A 20,018-nucleotide genomic window follows, 5' to 3' on the forward strand; every position below is an offset into this window, starting at 1 on the left:
AAATAAATATTTGGCATTACTAATTTTTTTGTGAGCTAAACTTGAGATTACCGAAGTAAAAGAGGGTGTTTATTCTGAAACGCTCAAAGTTTAAGAATCCTCTTGCTTTTGAAATAACGGATTGTATTTTTCCATTCATATTTTCGTGCTTCCCGCTGGATGTTTGAGTAACTATCGCATTGATAATCCCTTGTAAATGATTATCAAAGGTCTTTATCACTTCATTTACAGCGGTTATGGATTGACTTATTGCATTATTTTTCCATAGCTCGTAATTGATTGCTATACCATCTTTTAAACTAAACAAATACTTGAAATTCTCTCGTATTTGCCACGCCTTTGCCGTAAGTAAATTCTCACTAAGCATTTGCTCAAAGGCTCTTTGTTGCTCTTCTGTACGATTTTCTTCGCTCTTTAATACGGTGTATTTCTGTCCTTTAAGCAATTCGGTTTCTTTTACCTCTTTTCTTCTGGTCTTATCAATGGCTTCGGATAACTTCTTGAATAGATGAAACTTATCGTGTACAATCATCGCTTGGGGAGCTATATCCTTAATAGCGTTTATATAAGGTTTCCACATATCCATATTTACCCTTTTTAGGGAGGGCTGTTTCTCTTGTGAATTAACACTGAAAAACAAGGCTTTTACATTTTTTTCCTTTCTACCTTCGGTCATTTCTACTACACAATTTTTATCGCTATCGATAAGAATTGTAGCGTATTTATGTCCGTGAGAATATGCTTTTTCGTCTAAGCTAACATTCTCTAAATCATTTACTTCTCCTCGTTCCAAAAGTGCTTTTTCTACGGCTGATTCCATAATGCTTCTTATCATATATGGGGTGGTATGCATCAGTTCTGCAACGGTGTTTTGTACCTTTACTTTATGTAAAGTCTCTATGACTTTGGCGGCGAATAAATGCGTGTATCCCTTGTATTTAGGTGCAAAATGAATATCGATAACCTTAGGCTTACCATCCTTAGAAAGGTAACGAGGTAGACTGCAAACCAAGTAACACCGATAGTCAAACCAATTTAAATGTTGCCACTCTCGCTCGGGGGTGGTATCATACAGTTTGTAACGCTTTCCTTCTTTAACAAAATGGGTGTTAAGGTATTTCAAGTGAATTTTAATGATCTTATTTTCTTCGTCTTTTACTATCGAAGTGATCGCAAAATCATCTGTAATACCCAACATCTCTCTCAAAAAATCTACAAAGTCCATTCTTTTTTCGCAAACTTAATCATAAAAATTTTACTAATGCCGCAGTAGATTTATTTAAAATTTTGTTAGAAAGTTCTCCATCAAAAACTTTTTCTTTACTGGAATCAATGATAAGCCTATCATCATTCACAATTTGAAGTTTAATGCCTATTTCTCTAATGTAGTATTCGTTAAGAGCAATTTCTAATCTACTCCAAAAACTTTTTACAGCATCCTTGCTTCCATAATATCTGTCATAATAATATTTATCCACCAATACGGCTAAACGAAACACACGTAGCGCATTGTCTGTAGGGATTTTACGAACATTTTTTTCTGGTCTGGCAGTTAAGCGACCTCGAAGGGATTTTTTATCGCTATGCGTACCACAATGTCCGTTGTGGCAGCCTCCACATTCTCCTTCGGAATGCTCTTTCGAAATAAAAAGGTAACCATCATTAGTGGTTGCTATCTTCCATTGATGTTCTTTCCAAGTGAAATCTCCTGATATATCATCTCCTGCTTTTGAAATGGACAGAGTTGCTACGAACAAGTCACCTTCATATCCTACGAAAGTGCGGATACCTTCCTTCTCGGTGAACGAAGTTTTACGTTCGTACCATTGCAAATTGACTTTTTCGGAAGGTGAAACAGGAATAGACCACTGCAACGAACTGGCAGAAAAAACGCTTGTTAAATCATTGGTTTTTAGATGTGTTTTGAAGTTTTCTTGTGGAAAAAGTAGCTGAAAACATGCAAAAAAGAGCGTAGTAATAAATTTGTATCTCATTGCTAATTTTACTTTTACTGATTTATTACAAAAAACATAAAATAAACCCTATTGGGGTGCAAAGATACAAATTTTTAAGCGTTTTTTCCTTGCTTTTTTGAAATAAATTCAAAAAAACGACATCCATGTTATTGATGAAAACCTATTCTCATAGCAAAGTTTTGTGGATCTGCTTTAATTCTTTGGAAATTATTTATTAGCATATTTCAAAATGTTTTTTTGGTAGCTGCTAAACAAAGTGCTATGGAATAGGAGTGTACAATTTTGAGATTTTATTGTATTTTGAGTAGCATAAAGAATTTTGTAAAAATTCCCTATCTTTTCTTATTACCGAACAATCGTATTTTGTTCTCTAAAAAAGGCATATTTCCACAGATTTTTTATAGTTTAAATACCTATAAAATAATTGAGTACTCATCTTTATAGGTATTTAAACTGTTTCAATTTGTTGATAAAGAAAGGGTTAAAATCTTTGTTAATCAAATTGATGTATAAAAAAATTACTTCCCACTGGAGTACGTGTGACCGTTTTGAAGTTCTTTATGACGAAAAAGATCATCAAGGGAAACGATATGATATCCTTGTGATTTCAAATTTTTAATCACCTGAGGAATGGATTGCACAGTTGTTTTGTGAATATCGTGAGCCAATATGATTCCCATTGGAGATGCTTTTGACATAGCTTCTGCTACTCGGTTTACTTCACGATGTTTCCAATCCAAAGGGTCTACATTCCACATAATTACAGGTCTGCCCACCATCTCTAAGTTCTCTTTAGTATGAGCCCCGTAGGGAAAACGAAAGTATCTGGGTTTTTGACCTGTAATCCCTGCAATAACTTCGTCTGTTAATTGAATTTGACGCTCAGCTTCTTCTCTTGAAATTTTACGAAAATCTTTATGGTCGTACGAGTGATTTCCGATATTATGTCCCTCCTCTGCCATACGTTTAATAGTCTGTTTTTGTACTGATGAAGATTTTCCTAACACAAAAAAAGTTGCTTTTACATTTTCTTCTTTAAGAGCGTCCAACAACTGGGCTGTATACACCGAAGGTCCGTCATCAAAAGTAAGAGCCACACACGGTACTTTGGAACAATCCACTTCCGAATATTTAGGCTCAGAAACCTCTATTCCAGCAGATTGTTCAACAATATCTTCTTTTTTGAAAATTTTTAAAAAGGTTTCATTCATGTATTTATTTACCAAATCCTGTGGAATTTTTACAGAAAAATCTCCCATAGCTCCACTAGCAATTTGATACTTATCAAAAAGTAAATACCACTCTCCTTTTTGGTCAAAAAACAAAGCGTCGTAATTCGCTGAAGTAGGGGCTGTTCCTTCTTGAATCATATCTTTGGACGATTCCAAAACCTGTTCGCGTTCCCCGTCATTAGCATAATTAGTATCTTCGTAAATTCTTTTCTTTACCAAATCAGTAGCAATAAGATTTACTTCTGAAGCAAACTTTTCAAAACTTTCTTGATTTTTGAAAAAATCCACAGGCTCCATTTTTTTCTTGTCTTTTAAATTAAAAACAGAAACAAAATGGCTATTGTCGTAGTTATTCCCATAGGAAACATTTCTTTCATAAAGGAATATTAAAAAATCTTCGGAATGGTACTTTACTTCAAAATGTTGATTAAAATCCAAAACCGAAGTTTCAGAATCCTGATAATCTTTAGCTGCAGTTTTAAACTCGGTTATAAGTTTTTCCGTAAAAGACTTTTCATTTTTATTGACGAAATCGTATGCCGTAATAGGGAAAGATGCCGTAAGATGGCTTTTATCTGGGTCGTTTCCGATTTTTACGGTATACACCTGAATATCATCTTCTGATTGTGTGATACTAATTTCTTCAGGAAGCTCCACAACTTCTACGATAGATTCTGTACTACTTTCTACAGACGTACTGCCAGTTTGCGATTTGTTTCCTGTACAACTCCCAAAAACAAGTGCAACAAGCAAACTAACTGATAATAAATTTTTTTTCATTTTACAATTATTTTATACTAAATATATACGTTTGAAAAACAAGAAAAAGAAAGAATCCATTTGACTCTCTCTTTTCCCTTTTTATTATTTACTATATACAACGCAATTATACAAACATTTCATCTCTTTACCTCTTTTTTGATTCAAAAAAAGGAATATTTTTCTAGGGCAAAGATACAAAATACTGTGTGATTTACAATAGCTACTTACTTGTCAATAGCCCCCACAACACGTTTCATAAAACTGTTGAGTGCCTCTTTTTGGGGCATTCCCTCCTTAATCATAGTGTCAACCTCAATGGCTCCATAAAAATTTGATAGCAATTCGCCAATTACGTCCAACTCCTCATCTTTGAGATGATCACACTCTATTAAATTTTCAAGTGTCTCAATGGTTTCATGAACATAATCTTGGTCATTTTCACTGATGAATTGCACCATATGTTTAATTAGCGGTAATCTCATCGATGAACTGTTTTAAGGATTCAGCCTTGTTTGTTTGAATTTGATTCACCAACGCACCTTTTTTGAAGGCTGCAAAGGTTGGCAAATTGTCCACTTTTGCTAATTGACGTGAATTAGGGAATTTCTCAGCATCCACGTAAACAAACACCGCGTCAGCAGTTTCCGAAGCATATTTTTTGAATTTAGGCTTCATGATTTTGCAATTCCCACACCATCCTGCTCCATATTGAACAAAAACGACATCATTTGAAGCAACAACTTCCTGTAGATTATCTTGAGCTAATTCTTGCATTTTAGTGTGATTTTAAATATTCTGCAACACCATCTCGATTAGCGTTCATTGCTTCTTTTCCTTCCTCCCAGTTTGCAGGACAAACCTCTCCGTGCTTTTGAACATGGGTGTAAGCATCCACCAAACGAATATACTCTTTCACGTTACGACCTAATGGCATATCGTTTATACTCTCATGAAACACTTTTCCGTCCTCATCAATCAAGTAAGTAGCTCGGTAAGGTACGTCATCACCTTCTTGCAGATAAGTGTCAGCTACCTCATCATAAACTTCTCTGGAATCCAAAATGTCCAATGCACGAGCCAAATTACGGTTTGAATCTGCTAAAATAGGGTAAGTAACCCCCTCAATTCCTCCATTGTCTTTAGGTGTGTTTAACCAAGCAAAGTGAACCTCAGCTGTATCACACGAAGCTCCAATTACTTTCACGTTTCTTTTTTCAAATTCAGCTAAAGCCTCTTGAAAAGCATGTAACTCGGTTGGACAAACAAATGTGAAATCCTTTGGATACCAAAACAATAGCACTTTTTTCTTATCATTTACTGCTTCTTCATATACGTTAATTTTAAACGTATCTCCCAAATCGCTCATAGCGTTCACCGCAAAGTTTGGGAATTTTTTTCCTACGAAAGACATATTATTCTGTTTTTTTAAATTTATTATGTTCGCAAAGTTACAATTTTAAATTAAGTATACCATCGGCTTTCATATTGAAATGTTTTATATAGGTATAAAATTTTCTTATAGCAGTATAAAGAAAAACTTATGCCTGATAAATATACATATGCCAAATCACAGCTGTCCGAAAGTTTTTTGAAAACTCATAAAAAACCTTGTCAACCTTTATTTATAAGGGCAGACTTGTTTGTTGTGCGGAATTATCTCTGTCAAAAAGTGTGTTTTTTGAAAGTGTTGTAAAAAGTATGATACCTTTAATAAAGTGGATATTTCTGTCAGGCTGAGCGTAGTCGAAGCCCTGTAATTACGAGGCTTCGACTACGCTCAGCCTGACAATCAAAACTACCATCATACTTTTTATAACACAACCTGTGTTTTCGGGTGGTTTTTTCACTTTTTTTACGGTGGGTTTCAGTTCGTTGCAAACATAATTCAGCGTCAGATAGTGCATCGGACAGACCCTTATTTTCTCGCAAAAATTACTAAATGCCGTCTTTTTATCGCTATAAAATCGCTTAATTAACTCCAACAGAAGATAGCAAATCAAAGCTATATAAATCTGTCATTTCACCGCATTTTCACTCGTGCCAAGAAAAGTTTTTATCTGTAAATTTTGCTTCATTGTCGTGGAAAATAGCAGTATTTTTAAATGTTAAACTTTTTACTTAGGTATTATTTGCTGATAGCTTTAAACTTATTGTTGAGATATAAAAGTGTTATCAGTTTTGGTTATTTTTTCATTACAAATCACAACTATCCGAAACTTTTAAAATAAAAGTTTCGGATAGTTGTGATTAAATCCTTTGAAATAGTGTTTTTATATGAATTTTGGGACATCTAACCATTCTACTTTGGAAATCCGACTAATAAATATTCATATAAATTTTAACATTCTACATGGGAATTAACTATTGTTTTGTTAATAAAAAATAATTAGCTTTGTCCCATGCAAAATCTCTTATAGAAAATTGTCCTCCTTTTTTGAACACTAACGTAGATTTAGGAAGTCTATTTTCATTATAGGAGATAAAATACACCTAACTTAGAAAAAAATATTATGAAAAACTTGTGTAATTCACATAAAATCAGTATATTTGTACGTGCCTTAGCACAGCACAGCACAGCACAGCACAGCACAGCACAGCACAGCACAGCACAGCACAGCACAGCACAGCACAGCACTTAAACAGCCAAAATAGTGTAGTTACTACACTCTGTAATATAAATCCGCTTGATGGAGAGCAATCTCCATCAAGCGGATTTTTTATTTTCCTTAAAGGAACGTTTTCTATTAATTCCTAAAAATCCTAATTTCTAATCTCCTGATTTTCTAATTCCCTAACTTTCTGAAATTAACAAAAAAAACATAAAGCAATGGCAGAATCTAAAAACAACATCATCACACACGGACTAAGTGGAAAAGTAGGTAATATGCTCGTGTTCAGTCAGCGTAACGGAAAAACGATAGTTTCTCAAAAACCTACTAAGAAAGCGATTACCTCCGAAAAGGTAAAGGAACAAATGGCAAAATTTCAACAAGCAACTATCTATGCCAAAACGGCACTCAAAAATCCTACTGTTAAGGAAGAATATCAATCAGTAGCCGATAAAAAGCAAGGAGTAACTGCCTATAACGTAGCGGTAGCCGATATGTTACAAGCTCCAAAGATTGAGCAGATTGACCTTTCGGACTATGCGGGTCAGGTAGGCGATACCATTAAAGTTAGAGCCTATGATGATTTCAAAGTAGCTTCGGTAACGGTACATATCTACAATTCCGATGGTTCGTTGCTGGAAGAAGGCAATGCAGTGGATAATGGGTTGGATTGGGTCTATACCGCTACGCAAACCAATGCAGACCTTTCAGGTGACAAAATTGTAGTACGAGCAACCGATATACCTGCCAATACCACTGAGGCAACCAAAAACTTATAAGCAAGGGTTTGAGAGGCTTCGCCCGTTCAAAGTTCAAGGTTCAGCCCTTTAACTTTAAACCTTTAACTTTAAACCTTGAACCTTGAACCTTGAACCTTGAACTTTGAACCTTGAACTTTCCTCCTCCCGAGCTTGGATACACCTTGGGTAGAGCTTGGGTGGATAAACAACAGAAGAATGGACAAATTTTTAATGAACAATGAACAATCAGTGCAATTTGTCATTTGTGATTAATTTTACATGTTAACTATAAATAACTCATGTTATGAAATACAATAATACATTTTCAATCGGTATTTTGGTCATTGCAGTTGTTTTCTGTTTGCTTTCGTATAGAAGCTGTAGTCAATATAAAGAAAAATATGAAACAAATTCTGTACAAATAAAAACATTACAAGATTTGCTAAAAGCAAAGAAAGAATCGCTTTCTGAAAATCAAACTACCATTCTTGTAGAGAAAGATACTTTTGAAATACAATCTCTTAACAAAGAAATTGAACATTTGCAGGCATTAGTTAAAAAATTGCAATCCATTCAGAAGCCTAAAATAATTACTAAGGTAGACACTATTATAAAAGAAGTTATAGTAAAAGATGATAATGCTATTAGAAAAGTTAATTATGATTTTAATGGTTGGGTATATGGTTCAATAATATCTTATAGAGATTCTACAGGAGTAAATGTAAATATAAAAAATGATTTATCTATAGTTCATAAAAAGGATAAAAAAGGTAGATATGTAGAAGTGTTTGATAAAAATCCTTATACAACTACAGAAGCCATAAGAAGTTATTATAAACTTAATAATGAAAAACCTATTATAAAAAGATGGGGTGTAGGTCCTAATTTATCTTATGGCATAAATTATAAAGGAGATTTTCTACCTTATGTTGGTATAGGAATACAGTATAATTTAATTCACTTCTAAAACCAGAAAAAAATTAAAATACCTATTTTAAATTTTAAGATTTATTTTACAAGTGTCAATAATAAGAAAGGCGTAACCCGAAAAGCCTGTAAGAGAGTAGGGGAAATTTTAAAAAGTTATACAATGAAAAAGATAATTTTAACCTTGTTTTTATTTATAGCTGTGACAATGATGGTTTCAGCTCAAAGTGTACGTTACCAAAGAGGGTATCAAAAATCGAATGGTACTTATGTAGTACCTCACTACAAAACCGATATTAACAAAACTAATCACGATAATTTTTCTACCAAAGGAAATACCAATTATTATACAGGAAGTTCAGGCTATCGTGCTAAGGACTATTCCTCAGGGGCATATAATTATGGTTCGGGACAGACCATTCGCACAGGAAGTCGTGGAGGGCAGTATTATATCAATAGTAACGGAAATAAAACCTATGTACCTAAAAGAAAGTAGTATATGAAAAAGATAATCTATTTGCTGTTACTTGTTACAGGGAGTATCTCTGCTCAAACTTTACATATCTATGGAGGAAAAAACCACGATGTCTATTTGGGTTGTTTGAATTGTGATCATTATGACTCAGATTCTATATGGAATAAATATGGAGAATATGGAAACTCATACAATTCTAATTCTATATGGAATCAATACGGAAATTATGGAAGTCAGTATTCGGATACATCTCCTTGGAATAAATATGCAAGTAATCCTCCTGTAATTGTGGATAAACAAGGTAATTTTTATGGATATTTTACGATCAATGAGTACAAAGATAAAAGAGCCAATTTTGATTTAGCTCTTTATCTTTATAAATATTATGATATGATACGAAAAGATGTAGGCGAGTGGTACAAGAAAATTTTTGAATAGAGGTATTCCAAATTTGTTTCTAAGGAAAAGACATGTTCTTTTAGGTGATAAGTATAAACAAGGCGTAACCCGAAAAGCCTGTAACAGAGTAGGGGGAATTTTAAATTTTAAAACAATGAAAAAGATAATATTGATTATAAACATTTTAATGACCGTTTTGTTTTACGGACAAGATATAAATCTTACGATAAAAGGAGCTGAGTTGGGGTACCCAAAAGCTCAATTTAATATGGGAGTTGCTTATGAGAGAGGAGAGGGAGTAGAACAATCTTATGAACAGGCTGCATATTGGTATAAGAAAGCAGCTGAACAAGATTATGTCTCTGCCCAATATAATTTAGGAATTCTTTACTATTATGGAAATGGAGTAAAAAAATCCTACACTCAAGCAGTATATTGGTGGAAAAAAGCAGCACAACAAAATGATGCAAGTGCTCAAAGTGTTTTGGGACTTGCTTATTATGAGGGAGAAGGAGTGGAGCAATCTTATAAACAAGCAGTGTATTGGTGGGAAAAAGCAGCAGAACAAGGAATAGTAGAAGCTCAAACTAATTTAGGAATTGCTTATATCAATGGAGATGGTGTAAGACGTTCTGTAAAAAAATCCATAGAATTGTTACGTAAGGCTTGTGAAGAGGGGTCTGACAGAGCTTGTGAGGTATTAAATGAAATAAAAAAAAGGTACTAATAAGGTGTGTTTAAGATTTGCAACAGAGTAGAAGTAAAATAACAAATGATGAAATCAATTAGTTTTAAAGATGCAATTGACCAAACATTTCAACAACAAAATTGGAATTACTATAAAGGAAAAGAAGAATTTACAGAAAATCCGATGTTGAGTATTGAAGAAAGCAAGGAGTTTATCAAAAACTTTATTAAACTTTCGGGCAAGGAGGAAAATGCACTTAACGAAGAGATTGATAAGATAGAAGATAGAGCTACACATATAGTTTCTACATTTTTCATAGGGCATTATATCTATCAAAACAATGAAAAAATTAAAGATTTGATAGACAAACAGCTTGGAGAGCTTATAAAAAAATTGAAAATATCATCAGATAATCGTCTGTTTACATTTGTTTGGTTTTTGACTTGTCTATTCCACGATTTAGGATATGCGATTGAAAAAAGTACAGGAATAAAGTATATTTCGTTAGAAGAATTAAAAAATAAAACTTCCGATTTAAAAGAAGTAGAAGGTATCCCTCCTTTTTATAAAGAAATTCACCCAAAATATTACGATTATAGAATAAGAGAAGGAGGAAAGAATGATCACGGGATTACCGCAGCTTATTTAATGTTTCATAGTCTCTGTAAGATAAGGTATTGGACTGAGCTGTCAGGCGATGCTACCTTTAATTGGGAGCAAGGATTAGAAGATATATATAATTTCTGTGCGTGGAATATTTTGGCACATAATATTTGGTTTGGTGATAAAAATGACCAAGGGAAATATAGAAAATATGGTATGGATGAACTTATATTTGATCATTCGTTAGGAGATAAGTATAAAATTACGTTAGAAGAATATCCTTTCTTTTTCTTCTTATGTTTGATTGACACTATTGAACCTTATAAAAGAATTAAGGATTATGAAAAATTGAGCAAGATAAAATTAAAAATGTCTGATGAAAAGATAGAAATCATTTCTGAATTAGAAAATAATGAAGAAAAAAAGGTTTTAGACCAAGTTGAAAGTTTAAAAAAATGGCTCATACCAACAGAAAGAACTAATAAAGTAACTATTTATTTAACACCAAAAAAGGGGAACTAAAAAGAAAAGGCAAACCCGAAAAGCCTGTAATAGAGTAGGGATAAATTTAAAAGAAATAGATGTAAAAAATGAAAAAGATAGTTTTATCACTAATGATGGCAATTACTTCTTTATCTTATGGGCAAAATGATATTGAAGAAATCGAGAAAAAAGCTCAAAAAGGAGACGCTATTGCACAATATAATTTGGGAAGTGCTTATTTTGAAGGGAAAGGCGTGGCTAAGTCCTATGAACAGGCAGTATATTGGTTAATAAAATCAGCGGAACAGGGGAATGCGGATGCACAAGATATTTTAGGAATTGCTTACCGTTTTGGATTAGGTGTGACTCAATCACACGAAAAGGCTGTATATTGGTGGACAAAATCGGCAGAGCAAAGAGAAAATATGAATATACAATATATTTTAGGAAATGCTTATTACAATGGGGAAGGTGTAACACAATCCTATGAACAGGCAGTATATTGGTGGAGAAAATCAGCGGAACAGGGAAATGCCGACGCACAATATGAATTAGGGATTACTTACTATAAGGGAGCTGTTGTAGAACAGTCGTATGAACAGTCGGTATATTGGCTACGAAAATCAGTAGAACAAGGAAATGCCCGAGCACAAGCTGCCTTAGGAGCTGCTTACTATTATGGACAAGGTGTCCCTCAATCGTATGAACAGGCAGTATATTGGGTTAGGAAATCAGCGGAACAGGGAAATGCCGATGCACAATATGTATTAGCACTTGCTTACTATAAGGGAGAAGGCGTAACTCAATCGTATGAACAGGCAGTATATTGGGTTAGGAAATCAGCGGAACAGGGAAATGCCGATGCACAATATGTATTAGCACTTGCTTACTATAAGGGAGAAGGCGTAACTCAATCGTATGAACAGGCTACGTATTGGTTAGGAAAAGCTTGTGAACAAGGAGAAGAGGAAGCTTGCCGTATGTTTAATAAAATTAAAAGCAAGTAAGTTTTTATTTGTAAATGAATTATATAGAATAACTCTAATTTTATAAAAGATGAAAAATATGCTATTGACCATAAGTGCTTTAATAACAGTTTTGTCTTACGGACAAGACATAAACACTTTGACAGAAAAAGCAAATAAAGGCAATGCCGAAGCACAATGTAAATTAGGCGTTGCTTACGATAAAGGAGAAGGCGTAGCACAATCTTCCGAAAAGGCAGTATATTGGTGGAGAAAATCAGCGGAACAGGGCAATGCCCTTGCACAATATATTTTAGGAAATGTTTATTATATGGGAAAAGGCATCGCAAAATCGTACGAAGAGGCGGTGTATTGGTGGACAAAATCAGCAGAACAGGGAAATACTGATGCACAAAATAATTTGGGAAATGCTTACTATAACGGAGAAGGTGTATCTCAATCGTACGAACAGGCAGTATATTGGTTGACAAAATCGGCAGAACAGGGAGATGCTGAAGCACAACATAATTTAGGGTTCCTTTATTATAAGGGAGAAGGCGTAGCACAATCATATAAAAAGGCACTATTTTGGTTTCAAAAATCAGCCGAGCAAGGCGATGCCGATGCACAATATCGTTTAGGAAATGCTTATTATGAGGGAGAAGGTGTAGCTCAATCACCCGAAAAGGCGGTGTATTGGTTGACAAAATCGGCGGAACAGGGAAATATTCATGCACAATATGTTTTAGGGGTTGCTTATCTTGGGGGAACAAGTGTGGCTCAATCGTATGAAAAGGCGGTATATTGGTATCAAAAATCAGCAGAACAGGGGCATGCTAAGTCACAAGTACTCTTAGGGGCTAATTATTATAGAGGAGAAGGTGTAGCTCAATCATACGAAAAGGCAGTATATTGGTGGAGAAAATCAGCCAATCAAGGCGATGTCTATGCACAATATCATTTAGGAAATGCTTACGATAAAGGAGAAGGCGTAGTACAATCATACGAAAAGGCAGTATATTGGTGGAGAAAATCAGCGGAACAGGACAATGCGGATGCACAATATCATTTAGGAAAGGCTTACGATGAAGGAAAAGGCGTAGCACAATCTTCCGAAAAGGCAGTATATTGGTGGACAAAATCAGCCGAGCAGGGTAATACCGCAGCACAATATCATTTAGGAAAGGCTTACGATGAAGGAAAAGGCGTAGCACAATCTTCCGAAAAGGCAGTATATTGGTGGACAAAATCAGCCGAGCAAGGTAATGCCAACGCACAAGATTTTTTAGGACTTGCTTACTATTTTGGAGTAGGCGTAGCCCAATCGTATGAAAAGGCAATATATTGGCTACGAAAATCGGCAGAGCAAGGAAATGCCCGAGCGCAAGTTGCCTTAGGAACTGCTTACTATTATGGACAAGGTGTCCCTCAATCGTATGAACAGGCAGTATATTGGGTTAGGAAATCAGCGGAACAGGGAAATGCCGATGCACAATATCTATTAGCACTTGCTTACTATAAGGGAGAAGGCGTAACTCAATCGTATGAACAGGCAGTATATTGGGTTAGGAAATCAGCGGAACAGGGAAATGCCGATGCACAATATCTATTAGCACTTGCTTACTATAAGGGAGAAGGCGTAACTCAATCGTATGAACAGGCTACGTATTGGTTAGGAAAAGCTTGTGAACAAGGAGAAGAGGAAGCTTGCCGTATGTTTAATAAAATTAAAAGCAAGTAAGTTTTTATTTGTAAATGAATTATATAGAATAACGTCTAATTTTATAAAAGATGAAAAATATGCTATTGACCATAAGTGCTTTAATAACAGTTTTGTCTTACGGACAAGACATAAGCACTTTGACAGAAAAAGCTGAGAAAGGCAATGCCGATGCTCAGTTCGATTTAGCATTTGCTTATTTTGAAGGAACGGGCGTAGCCCAATCCTATGAAAAGGCGGTATATTGGTGGATAAAATCAGCAGAGTTAGGCAATGCCCACGCTCAACTCAATTTAGGGAGTGCTTATTATCAAGGGGTGGGTGTGGCTCAATCGTATCAGCAAGGTATCTACTGGTGGAAAAAATCAGCCGAACAAGATAACACTTATGCTCAACTTAACTTGGGTGATGCCTATAAAAAAGGAAAAGGCGTTGAGCAATCAAACACCGAAGCCTTGTTTTGGTATCAAAAGTCGGCAGAGTTAGGCAACGCTCACGCTCAACTCAATTTAGGGAATGCTTATTATCAAGGGGTAGGCGTGGCTCAATCGTATCAACAGGCGGTGTATTGGTATCAAAAATCAGCTGGGCAAGGCAATGCCGAGGCTCAATTTTATTTGGCTCTTGCCTATCGAGACGGAAAAGGCGTTAAACAATCTGCCGAAAAAGCAATCGAATGGTTAATTGAGGCTTGCGAAGAAGGACAATTAGAACAAGCCTGTGAATTTTTAAATAAAATGAAGTAATATGAAGTATAAAATCTTATTTATAACGCTAATATGGTTTTCTATCTGTGTAAATGCACAGAAAAAGATTCAAGCAAAACATTTTGATTTTAGTTGTGATTGCACAGAGGTAGAAAATTATTATGAACCTAAAAACAGTTCAAATAATTATTCTTATGTAAATGAAAAACAAAGGTTTGGATATACATTTGCCACACGAGAAATTTCATTTAGAAATAAATCAGAACAAAAAGACTTTTTAAAAGCGATTAAAAATTCGGGTACGCTTAACTATCAATGGCAAAATTTTTTAGGTCAAGAAGCTATTATAGCTGATTTAAATTCACAAGAAGACCAGATTTATGCAAAACACATTGCATTTTTTTATAACAATGTGGCTTATACGATAATGGTATTTGCAAAATCTCCCACACAACTAAAACAACACTTTAATCATTTAAAAAATACACTAAAATTAAAATAAATAATAGTTATGGATACGTATAATTTAGGTTATGTAATAGGCTACTTTTTAGGGAAATTATTGATGTTATCGCTTATTGTTGGGGTGATATATTTAATAATTAAGGCGTTTAGAAAAAGAAATAGAGGTGAAAAATGAAAAAAATAGTATTGATTATGAGTTTAGTGGTTTCATTGGGAGCTACTGCTTATATGGGGGTTCGAGAAACCGTCAAAGATGAATGTTGTGCAAAATGTGTAGGAGCTAAAAATTGTAAAGCCTGTAAAAACTGCAAATATTGTAAACATTGTAATAGCGGTGGTTCGTGTGGAGTATGTAGATAACTTCAAAATTTTATAACAATGAAAAAGATAATTTTATTCATAACATTAGCTATATTTACAGGTTATGTAAATGGTCAAAATAAAAAAACTTCGGCAACGAAATCCGAAATAGATAAACTTTATGAAAAATATAAAGATTCAGATAATATTACCTTGTTCACTCCACAAGGCGACCTTCAAGGAATTGTAACTATTAAAATGAATGATAATTACAAACCTGTTTCAATTACCATTAAAGGTAGTTCTGAGCATAAAGCCTCAATAGCTGAGTTTATTTCAAATACCATAAAAATGAAATTAAAGCAAGGTTATAAGGTAACAAAAGCCCCTTTTGGTTGGAATACTTGGAGTTATGCAGAACTTGTAGAACAAGGCTTAGGATGGGGCTTTAAGAAGGATAGACAGAGCTTTCAACTACTTATGAAAAAAGGAAATATGTATTTTAGAGCTGATGCGGGATGTTGTGTAGGCTATGACACTTCTTATACTTGGGAAATAGAAACAGGAGATTCTAAAAGACAAGGAGGAAGTAGTGCTACAAATTTCGAATTTTAAATAATAACTGAATGTATTTTGTAAGGCAATGTTCAACCTAATAAATTGATTAAAAATAATTCTATGAAAAACAAATTAAGCGTTGTATTCTTCTTATTTTCAATGGGGCTTTTTGCCCAAGTAAGAAAAGAAGTAGAGAATGGTATTTTTGTTACTTTTCCAAATAAACCAGAGTATACAACTGTTGAAGGGTATCGTAGTTATATCTCTAAAACTGAAAATGTGATTTTTATGGTGCAAATAGTAGATTTGCCTCAACGTGCGGAATATATGATAGCAGAGCAAAAGTTTTCAGAAGCGGATAAAAAAACTATTGCCGATAGTTTTTTAAATAATTTCGTAAAGGGAGCTATGGCGAGTATAGGAAATAAAGTACAAGTGCAGGAAATAAAAAAAGGAAAGTTTTATGGTAGAAAAATGGAATATAGAGCTGTGAATCCTGCTACGGGTGATGTTTCAGGGAGAGCCAAATTGGCTTTATTTATTCGCGGACGAATTATAGCCTTTGAATGTGTGTTGATGAATGATAGTCCGCGAGCAGTTGCTGAAAAAGATAGTTTTATAAATTCTGTAAATGTAAAATAATCAAGAACTACTTTTAGAGCCTTGATAATTAAGAAATGTTTAATAAAACAAATGTATTTTATTTCCTTGATATATAATGGTTTAAAAATAATGGGTAAAAAAAGTTCCAAAAAAGTTTGTAAAACTTTTGGTGGTTAAATAAAAAGTATTACTTTTGCACCCGCTTTGGAAGGCGGTTAGCTATTAGCTTATAGCATATAGCTTACAGCACAAAGCAAAACGCTCAAAAAAATATTTTGAAAAAAGTTTGCAAAAGTTTTGGTAGTTTAGAAAAAAGTATTACTTTTGCACCCGCTTTGGAAAGGCGGTTAGCTATTAGCTTATGGCGTATAGCTTACAGCGCGAAGCGAAAAGTTCAAGAAAATATTTTGAAAAAAAGTTTGCAAAAGTTTTTGTAGTTTAGAAAAAAAAGTATTACTTTTGCACCCGCTTTCGAAAAGCAGTTAGCTATTAGCTTGTGGCGTATAGCTTACAGCGCGAAGCGAAAAGTTCAAAAAAATATTTTGAAAAAAAATTTGGAAGTAAAGGTAAAAAGTTATTATCTTTGCACCCGCTTTGAGAGCTAATAGCTGTTAGCTAGTAGCTAAAAGCGAAGAGTAATAAAGTTCATTGAAAAAATTGTTGACAGCACAAGAATAAGATTTAAAGAATTATCCTAAGAGTCGATTACTTATTTGTTAAAGGTTACGATATTAAAGATTTTTAACGATGAAGAGTTTGATCCTGGCTCAGGATGAACGCTAGCGGCAGGCCTAACACATGCAAGTCGAGGGGTAAGGAGAGCTTGCTCTCCCTAGACCGGCGTACGGGTGCGTAACACGTGTACAATCTACCTTTTACTAAGGGATAGCCCGAAGAAATTTGGATTAATACCTTATAGTATTATTTTATGGCATCATTAAATAATTAAAGCTACGGTGGTAAAAGATGAGTACGCGTCCCATTAGCTAGTTGGAGTGGTAACGGCACACCAAGGCTACGATGGGTAGGGGTTCTGAGAGGGATGTCCCCCACACTGGTACTGAGACACGGACCAGACTCCTACGGGAGGCAGCAGTGAGGAATATTGGACAATGGTCGGAAGACTGATCCAGCCATGCCGCGTGCAGGATGACGGCCTTATGGGTTGTAAACTGCTTTTATACAGGAAGAATAAGGTCTACGAGTAGATTGATGACGGTACTGTATGAATAAGCATCGGCTAACTCCGTGCCAGCAGCCGCGGTAATACGGAGGATGCGAGCGTTATCCGGAATCATTGGGTTTAAAGGGTCCGTAGGCGGGCGTATAAGTCAGAGGTGAAAGCACTGAGCTCAACTGAGTAACTGCCTTTGAAACTGTATGTCTTGAATAGTTGTGAAGTAGCTGGAATGTGTAGTGTAGCGGTGAAATGCATAGATATTACACAGAACACCGATTGCGAAGGCATGTTACTAACGACCGATTGACGCTGATGGACGAAAGCGTGGGGAGCGAACAGGATTAGATACCCTGGTAGTCCACGCTGTAAACGATGGATACTAGCTGTTTGGTTTTCGGACTGAGTGGCTAAGCGAAAGTGATAAGTATCCCACCTGGGGAGTACGCACGCAAGTGTGAAACTCAAAGGAATTGACGGGGGCCCGCACAAGCGGTGGAGCATGTGGTTTAATTCGATGATACGCGAGGAACCTTACCAAGGTTTAAATGGGAAACGACGTACCTAGAGATAGGTATTTCTTCGGACGTTTTTCAAGGTGCTGCATGGTTGTCGTCAGCTCGTGCCGTGAGGTGTCAGGTTAAGTCCTATAACGAGCGCAACCCCTGCTGTTAGTTGCTAGCGAGTTAAGTCGAGCACTCTAACGGGACTGCCGGTGCAAACCGTGAGGAAGGTGGGGATGACGTCAAATCATCACGGCCCTTACATCTTGGGCTACACACGTGCTACAATGGCCGGTACAGCGAGCAGCCACTGCGTGAGCAGGAGCGAATCTATAAAGCCGGTCACAGTTCGGATCGGAGTCTGCAACTCGACTCCGTGAAGCTGGAATCGCTAGTAATCGGATATCAGCCATGATCCGGTGAATACGTTCCCGGGCCTTGTACACACCGCCCGTCAAGCCATGGAAGCTGGGGGTACCTGAAGTCGGTTGCCGCAAGGAGCTGCCTAGGGTAAAACTAGTGACTGGGGCTAAGTCGTAACAAGGTAGCCGTACCGGAAGGTGCGGCTGGAACACCTCCTTTCTAGAGAAATGCCTTTACGAGAGTAATTGTAGGGTATTCTTTAAATCTTGTGCAGTCGATATTTCTAGGCTAATTAGAGGTTAGTGATTAGTGTTTAGAAGTTATATAGACTAATTGCTATTTGCTGATGGCTAATAGCTAAAAAGATGCAGTCTCATAGCTCAGCTGGTTAGAGCGCTACACTGATAATGTAGAGGTCGGCAGTTCGAGTCTGCCTGGGACTACAGAGCAGATAGCTAATGGCTAATATCCAATAGCTAAAAGCTAAAAAGTTCATACAAATAGAATGAAAGGAAATTTTAGAGGTTGTTGCTTTTAAGATAGGTAAGAGTTTTGGGATTGATATAAACTATTCCCTATTGCCTAACCCCTAATACCTATATTAATGGGGAATTAGCTCAGCTGGCTAGAGCGCCTGCCTTGCACGCAGGAGGTCAAGGGTTCGACTCCCTTATTCTCCACATAATGCTTAAAGCCTTTAGCTAATGGCTAATAGCGGAAAGCTATAAAGAGTTCATTGACATATTGGGATAAAAAACACGAGAGATCAAATAAGATTGATTAAATCGAGAAATAAATAAAGAATCAAAGAGAACGAGGTATGTTTTGCAATAGCAAAACAACTACAAGCGCAATAAGTTATGTAAGGGCGTATGGGGGATGCCTAGGCTCTCAGAGGCGAAGAAGGACGTGATAAGCTGCGAAAAGCTGCGGGGATTGGCACATACGATTTGATCCGCAGATATCCGAATGGGGCAACCCACTGCATTGAAGGTGCAGTATCCTGTTAAGGAGGCGAACCCGCTGAACTGAAACATCTAAGTAGGCGGAGGAGAAGAAAACAAAAGTGATTCCGAGAGTAGTGGCGAGCGAAATTGGAATAGCCCAAACCTATATTGTTACGGCAATATGGGGGTTGTAGGACCCGATATTGGTTGTTATATGGAACTAGAAGTGTTTGGAAAATCACATCATAGAGCGTGAAAGTCGCGTATAGGTAACGTATAATAAATCATAGGGAAATCCTGAGTAGGGCGGGGCACGTGGAACCCTGTCTGAATTTGCCGGGACCATCCGGTAAGGCTAAATACTCCTGAGAGACCGATAGTGAACTAGTACCGTGAGGGAAAGGTGAAAAGAACCGTGAATAACGGAGTGAAAAAGACCCTGAAACCATACGCTTACAAGCGGTCGGAGCCCATTAGGGTGACGGCGTGCCTTTTGCATAATGAGCCTACGAGTTACTTTTACTTGCGAGGATAAGCATTTCAGATGCGAATTCGTAGCGAAAGCGAGTCTTAATAGGGCGTTATAGTAAGTAGTAGTAGACGCGAAACCTGGTGATCTACCCTTGGGCAGGTTGAAGCGCTGGTAACACAGCGTGGAGGACCGAACCGGTTGTCGTTGAAAAGACTTCGGATGACCTGAGGGTAGGGGTGAAAGGCCAATCAAACTGGGAAATAGCTCGTACTCCCCGAAATGTATTTAGGTACAGCGTCGTGTTCTAGTTTATTAGAGGTAGAGCTACTGATTGGATGCGGGGG

General features: G+C 36.2%; 21 protein-coding genes, 2 tRNA genes and 2 rRNA genes (1 of these 25 running past the window's edge). 18 read left to right on the forward strand and 7 right to left on the reverse strand.

Annotated features, from left to right (window positions below; all coding sequences use genetic code 11):
- Positions 1-19: 19 nt before the first annotated feature.
- The 7 genes from CGC49_RS07060 to CGC49_RS11205 all read right to left on the reverse strand — a co-directional run bounded on the left by CGC49_RS07060 (position 20) and on the right by CGC49_RS11205 (position 5,970).
- Positions 20-1,225: an ISL3 family transposase gene (locus tag CGC49_RS07060; RefSeq protein WP_095912004.1), complete on the reverse strand. Its 1,206-nt coding sequence runs from the start codon at positions 1,223-1,225 to the stop codon at positions 20-22.
- A gap of 19 nt (positions 1,226-1,244) precedes the next feature.
- Positions 1,245-1,994 (reverse strand): reprolysin-like metallopeptidase, encoded by a 750-nt coding sequence (locus CGC49_RS07065; protein WP_095912240.1) that lies wholly within the window; start codon positions 1,992-1,994, stop codon positions 1,245-1,247.
- A gap of 500 nt (positions 1,995-2,494) precedes the next feature.
- Positions 2,495-3,988: a polysaccharide deacetylase family protein gene (locus tag CGC49_RS07070; RefSeq protein ID WP_095912241.1), complete on the reverse strand. Its 1,494-nt coding sequence runs from the start codon at positions 3,986-3,988 to the stop codon at positions 2,495-2,497.
- A gap of 206 nt (positions 3,989-4,194) precedes the next feature.
- Complete coding sequence (locus CGC49_RS07075) at positions 4,195-4,452, reverse strand: hypothetical protein (RefSeq protein ID WP_042005911.1); 258 nt, start codon at positions 4,450-4,452, stop codon at positions 4,195-4,197.
- A complete protein-coding gene (locus tag CGC49_RS07080; protein ID WP_042005910.1) occupies positions 4,433-4,744 on the reverse strand; it encodes a co-chaperone YbbN in 312 nt (103 codons plus the stop codon). The genes CGC49_RS07075 and CGC49_RS07080 overlap by 20 nt, the downstream gene beginning before the upstream one ends.
- Position 4,745: 1 nt before the next feature.
- Positions 4,746-5,381: a peroxiredoxin gene (locus CGC49_RS07085; protein ID WP_042005908.1), complete on the reverse strand. Its 636-nt coding sequence runs from the start codon at positions 5,379-5,381 to the stop codon at positions 4,746-4,748.
- Between the two features lie 346 nt (positions 5,382-5,727).
- Entirely contained in the window at positions 5,728-5,970 is a 243-nt protein-coding gene (locus CGC49_RS11205) for a hypothetical protein (RefSeq protein WP_157909016.1), read from the reverse strand.
- Between the two features lie 510 nt (positions 5,971-6,480).
- Here CGC49_RS11205 and CGC49_RS11340 point away from each other — a divergent pair.
- From CGC49_RS11340 to CGC49_RS07170, 18 genes are all read left to right on the forward strand, one after another.
- The gene (locus tag CGC49_RS11340) at positions 6,481-6,609 is read left to right on the forward strand and encodes a hypothetical protein (protein WP_255407619.1); all 129 of its coding nucleotides are present in this window, start codon (positions 6,481-6,483) and stop codon (positions 6,607-6,609) included.
- Between the two features lie 188 nt (positions 6,610-6,797).
- Positions 6,798-7,358 (forward strand): hypothetical protein, encoded by a 561-nt coding sequence (locus tag CGC49_RS07090; RefSeq protein WP_042348521.1) that lies wholly within the window; start codon positions 6,798-6,800, stop codon positions 7,356-7,358.
- A 265-nt stretch (positions 7,359-7,623) separates the two neighbouring features.
- Positions 7,624-8,286 (forward strand): DUF6808 domain-containing protein, encoded by a 663-nt coding sequence (locus CGC49_RS07095; RefSeq protein WP_095912242.1) that lies wholly within the window; start codon positions 7,624-7,626, stop codon positions 8,284-8,286.
- Positions 8,287-8,409: 123 nt separating this feature from the next.
- Complete coding sequence (locus CGC49_RS07100; RefSeq protein ID WP_052461540.1) at positions 8,410-8,742, forward strand: hypothetical protein; 333 nt, start codon at positions 8,410-8,412, stop codon at positions 8,740-8,742.
- 3 nt (positions 8,743-8,745) lie between these two features.
- Positions 8,746-9,159, forward strand: coding sequence for a hypothetical protein (locus tag CGC49_RS07105; protein WP_042007829.1), 414 nt, complete (start codon positions 8,746-8,748; stop codon positions 9,157-9,159).
- 115 nt (positions 9,160-9,274) lie between these two features.
- Positions 9,275-9,847: a tetratricopeptide repeat protein gene (locus CGC49_RS07110; RefSeq protein WP_042007831.1), complete on the forward strand. Its 573-nt coding sequence runs from the start codon at positions 9,275-9,277 to the stop codon at positions 9,845-9,847.
- Positions 9,848-9,895: 48 nt separating this feature from the next.
- A complete protein-coding gene (locus CGC49_RS07115) occupies positions 9,896-10,933 on the forward strand; it encodes a hypothetical protein (protein ID WP_095912244.1) in 1,038 nt (345 codons plus the stop codon).
- Positions 10,934-11,001: 68 nt separating this feature from the next.
- On the forward strand, positions 11,002-11,901 hold the full coding sequence (locus CGC49_RS07120; RefSeq protein WP_095912245.1) for a tetratricopeptide repeat protein: 900 nt from the start codon (positions 11,002-11,004) through the stop codon (positions 11,899-11,901).
- A gap of 49 nt (positions 11,902-11,950) precedes the next feature.
- Entirely contained in the window at positions 11,951-13,600 is a 1,650-nt protein-coding gene (locus CGC49_RS07125; RefSeq protein WP_095912246.1) for a tetratricopeptide repeat protein, read from the forward strand.
- A gap of 50 nt (positions 13,601-13,650) precedes the next feature.
- Positions 13,651-14,325, forward strand: a complete 675-nt coding sequence (locus CGC49_RS07130) for a tetratricopeptide repeat protein (protein ID WP_095912247.1) — start codon at positions 13,651-13,653, stop codon at positions 14,323-14,325.
- A 1-nt stretch (position 14,326) separates the two neighbouring features.
- Positions 14,327-14,788 carry a hypothetical protein gene (locus CGC49_RS07135; protein ID WP_042007838.1) on the forward strand — a complete coding sequence of 154 codons (462 nt, stop codon included), beginning with the start codon at positions 14,327-14,329 and terminating at the stop codon, positions 14,786-14,788.
- A gap of 134 nt (positions 14,789-14,922) precedes the next feature.
- Positions 14,923-15,111 carry a hypothetical protein gene (locus CGC49_RS07140; protein ID WP_082021457.1) on the forward strand — a complete coding sequence of 63 codons (189 nt, stop codon included), beginning with the start codon at positions 14,923-14,925 and terminating at the stop codon, positions 15,109-15,111.
- 18 nt (positions 15,112-15,129) lie between these two features.
- Positions 15,130-15,666, forward strand: coding sequence for a hypothetical protein (locus CGC49_RS07145; RefSeq protein ID WP_042007841.1), 537 nt, complete (start codon positions 15,130-15,132; stop codon positions 15,664-15,666).
- 63 nt (positions 15,667-15,729) lie between these two features.
- Positions 15,730-16,251, forward strand: a complete 522-nt coding sequence (locus CGC49_RS07150; protein ID WP_095912726.1) for a hypothetical protein — start codon at positions 15,730-15,732, stop codon at positions 16,249-16,251.
- Positions 16,252-16,956: 705 nt separating this feature from the next.
- A 16S ribosomal RNA gene (locus tag CGC49_RS07155) occupies positions 16,957-18,474 on the forward strand.
- Between the two features lie 150 nt (positions 18,475-18,624).
- Positions 18,625-18,698, forward strand: a tRNA-Ile gene (locus CGC49_RS07160).
- A gap of 163 nt (positions 18,699-18,861) precedes the next feature.
- Positions 18,862-18,935: transfer RNA gene (locus CGC49_RS07165), tRNA-Ala, on the forward strand.
- A gap of 171 nt (positions 18,936-19,106) precedes the next feature.
- Positions 19,107-20,018, forward strand: a 23S ribosomal RNA gene (locus CGC49_RS07170); it runs 1,922 nt beyond the window's last position.
- Together the 16S and 23S rRNA genes with 2 tRNA genes alongside form the textbook arrangement of a ribosomal RNA operon.

Origin of the sequence: Capnocytophaga sp. H4358 (assembly GCF_002302515.1) — a bacterium.
GTDB classification, from domain to species: Bacteria; Bacteroidota; Bacteroidia; order Flavobacteriales; family Flavobacteriaceae; genus Capnocytophaga; species Capnocytophaga canis.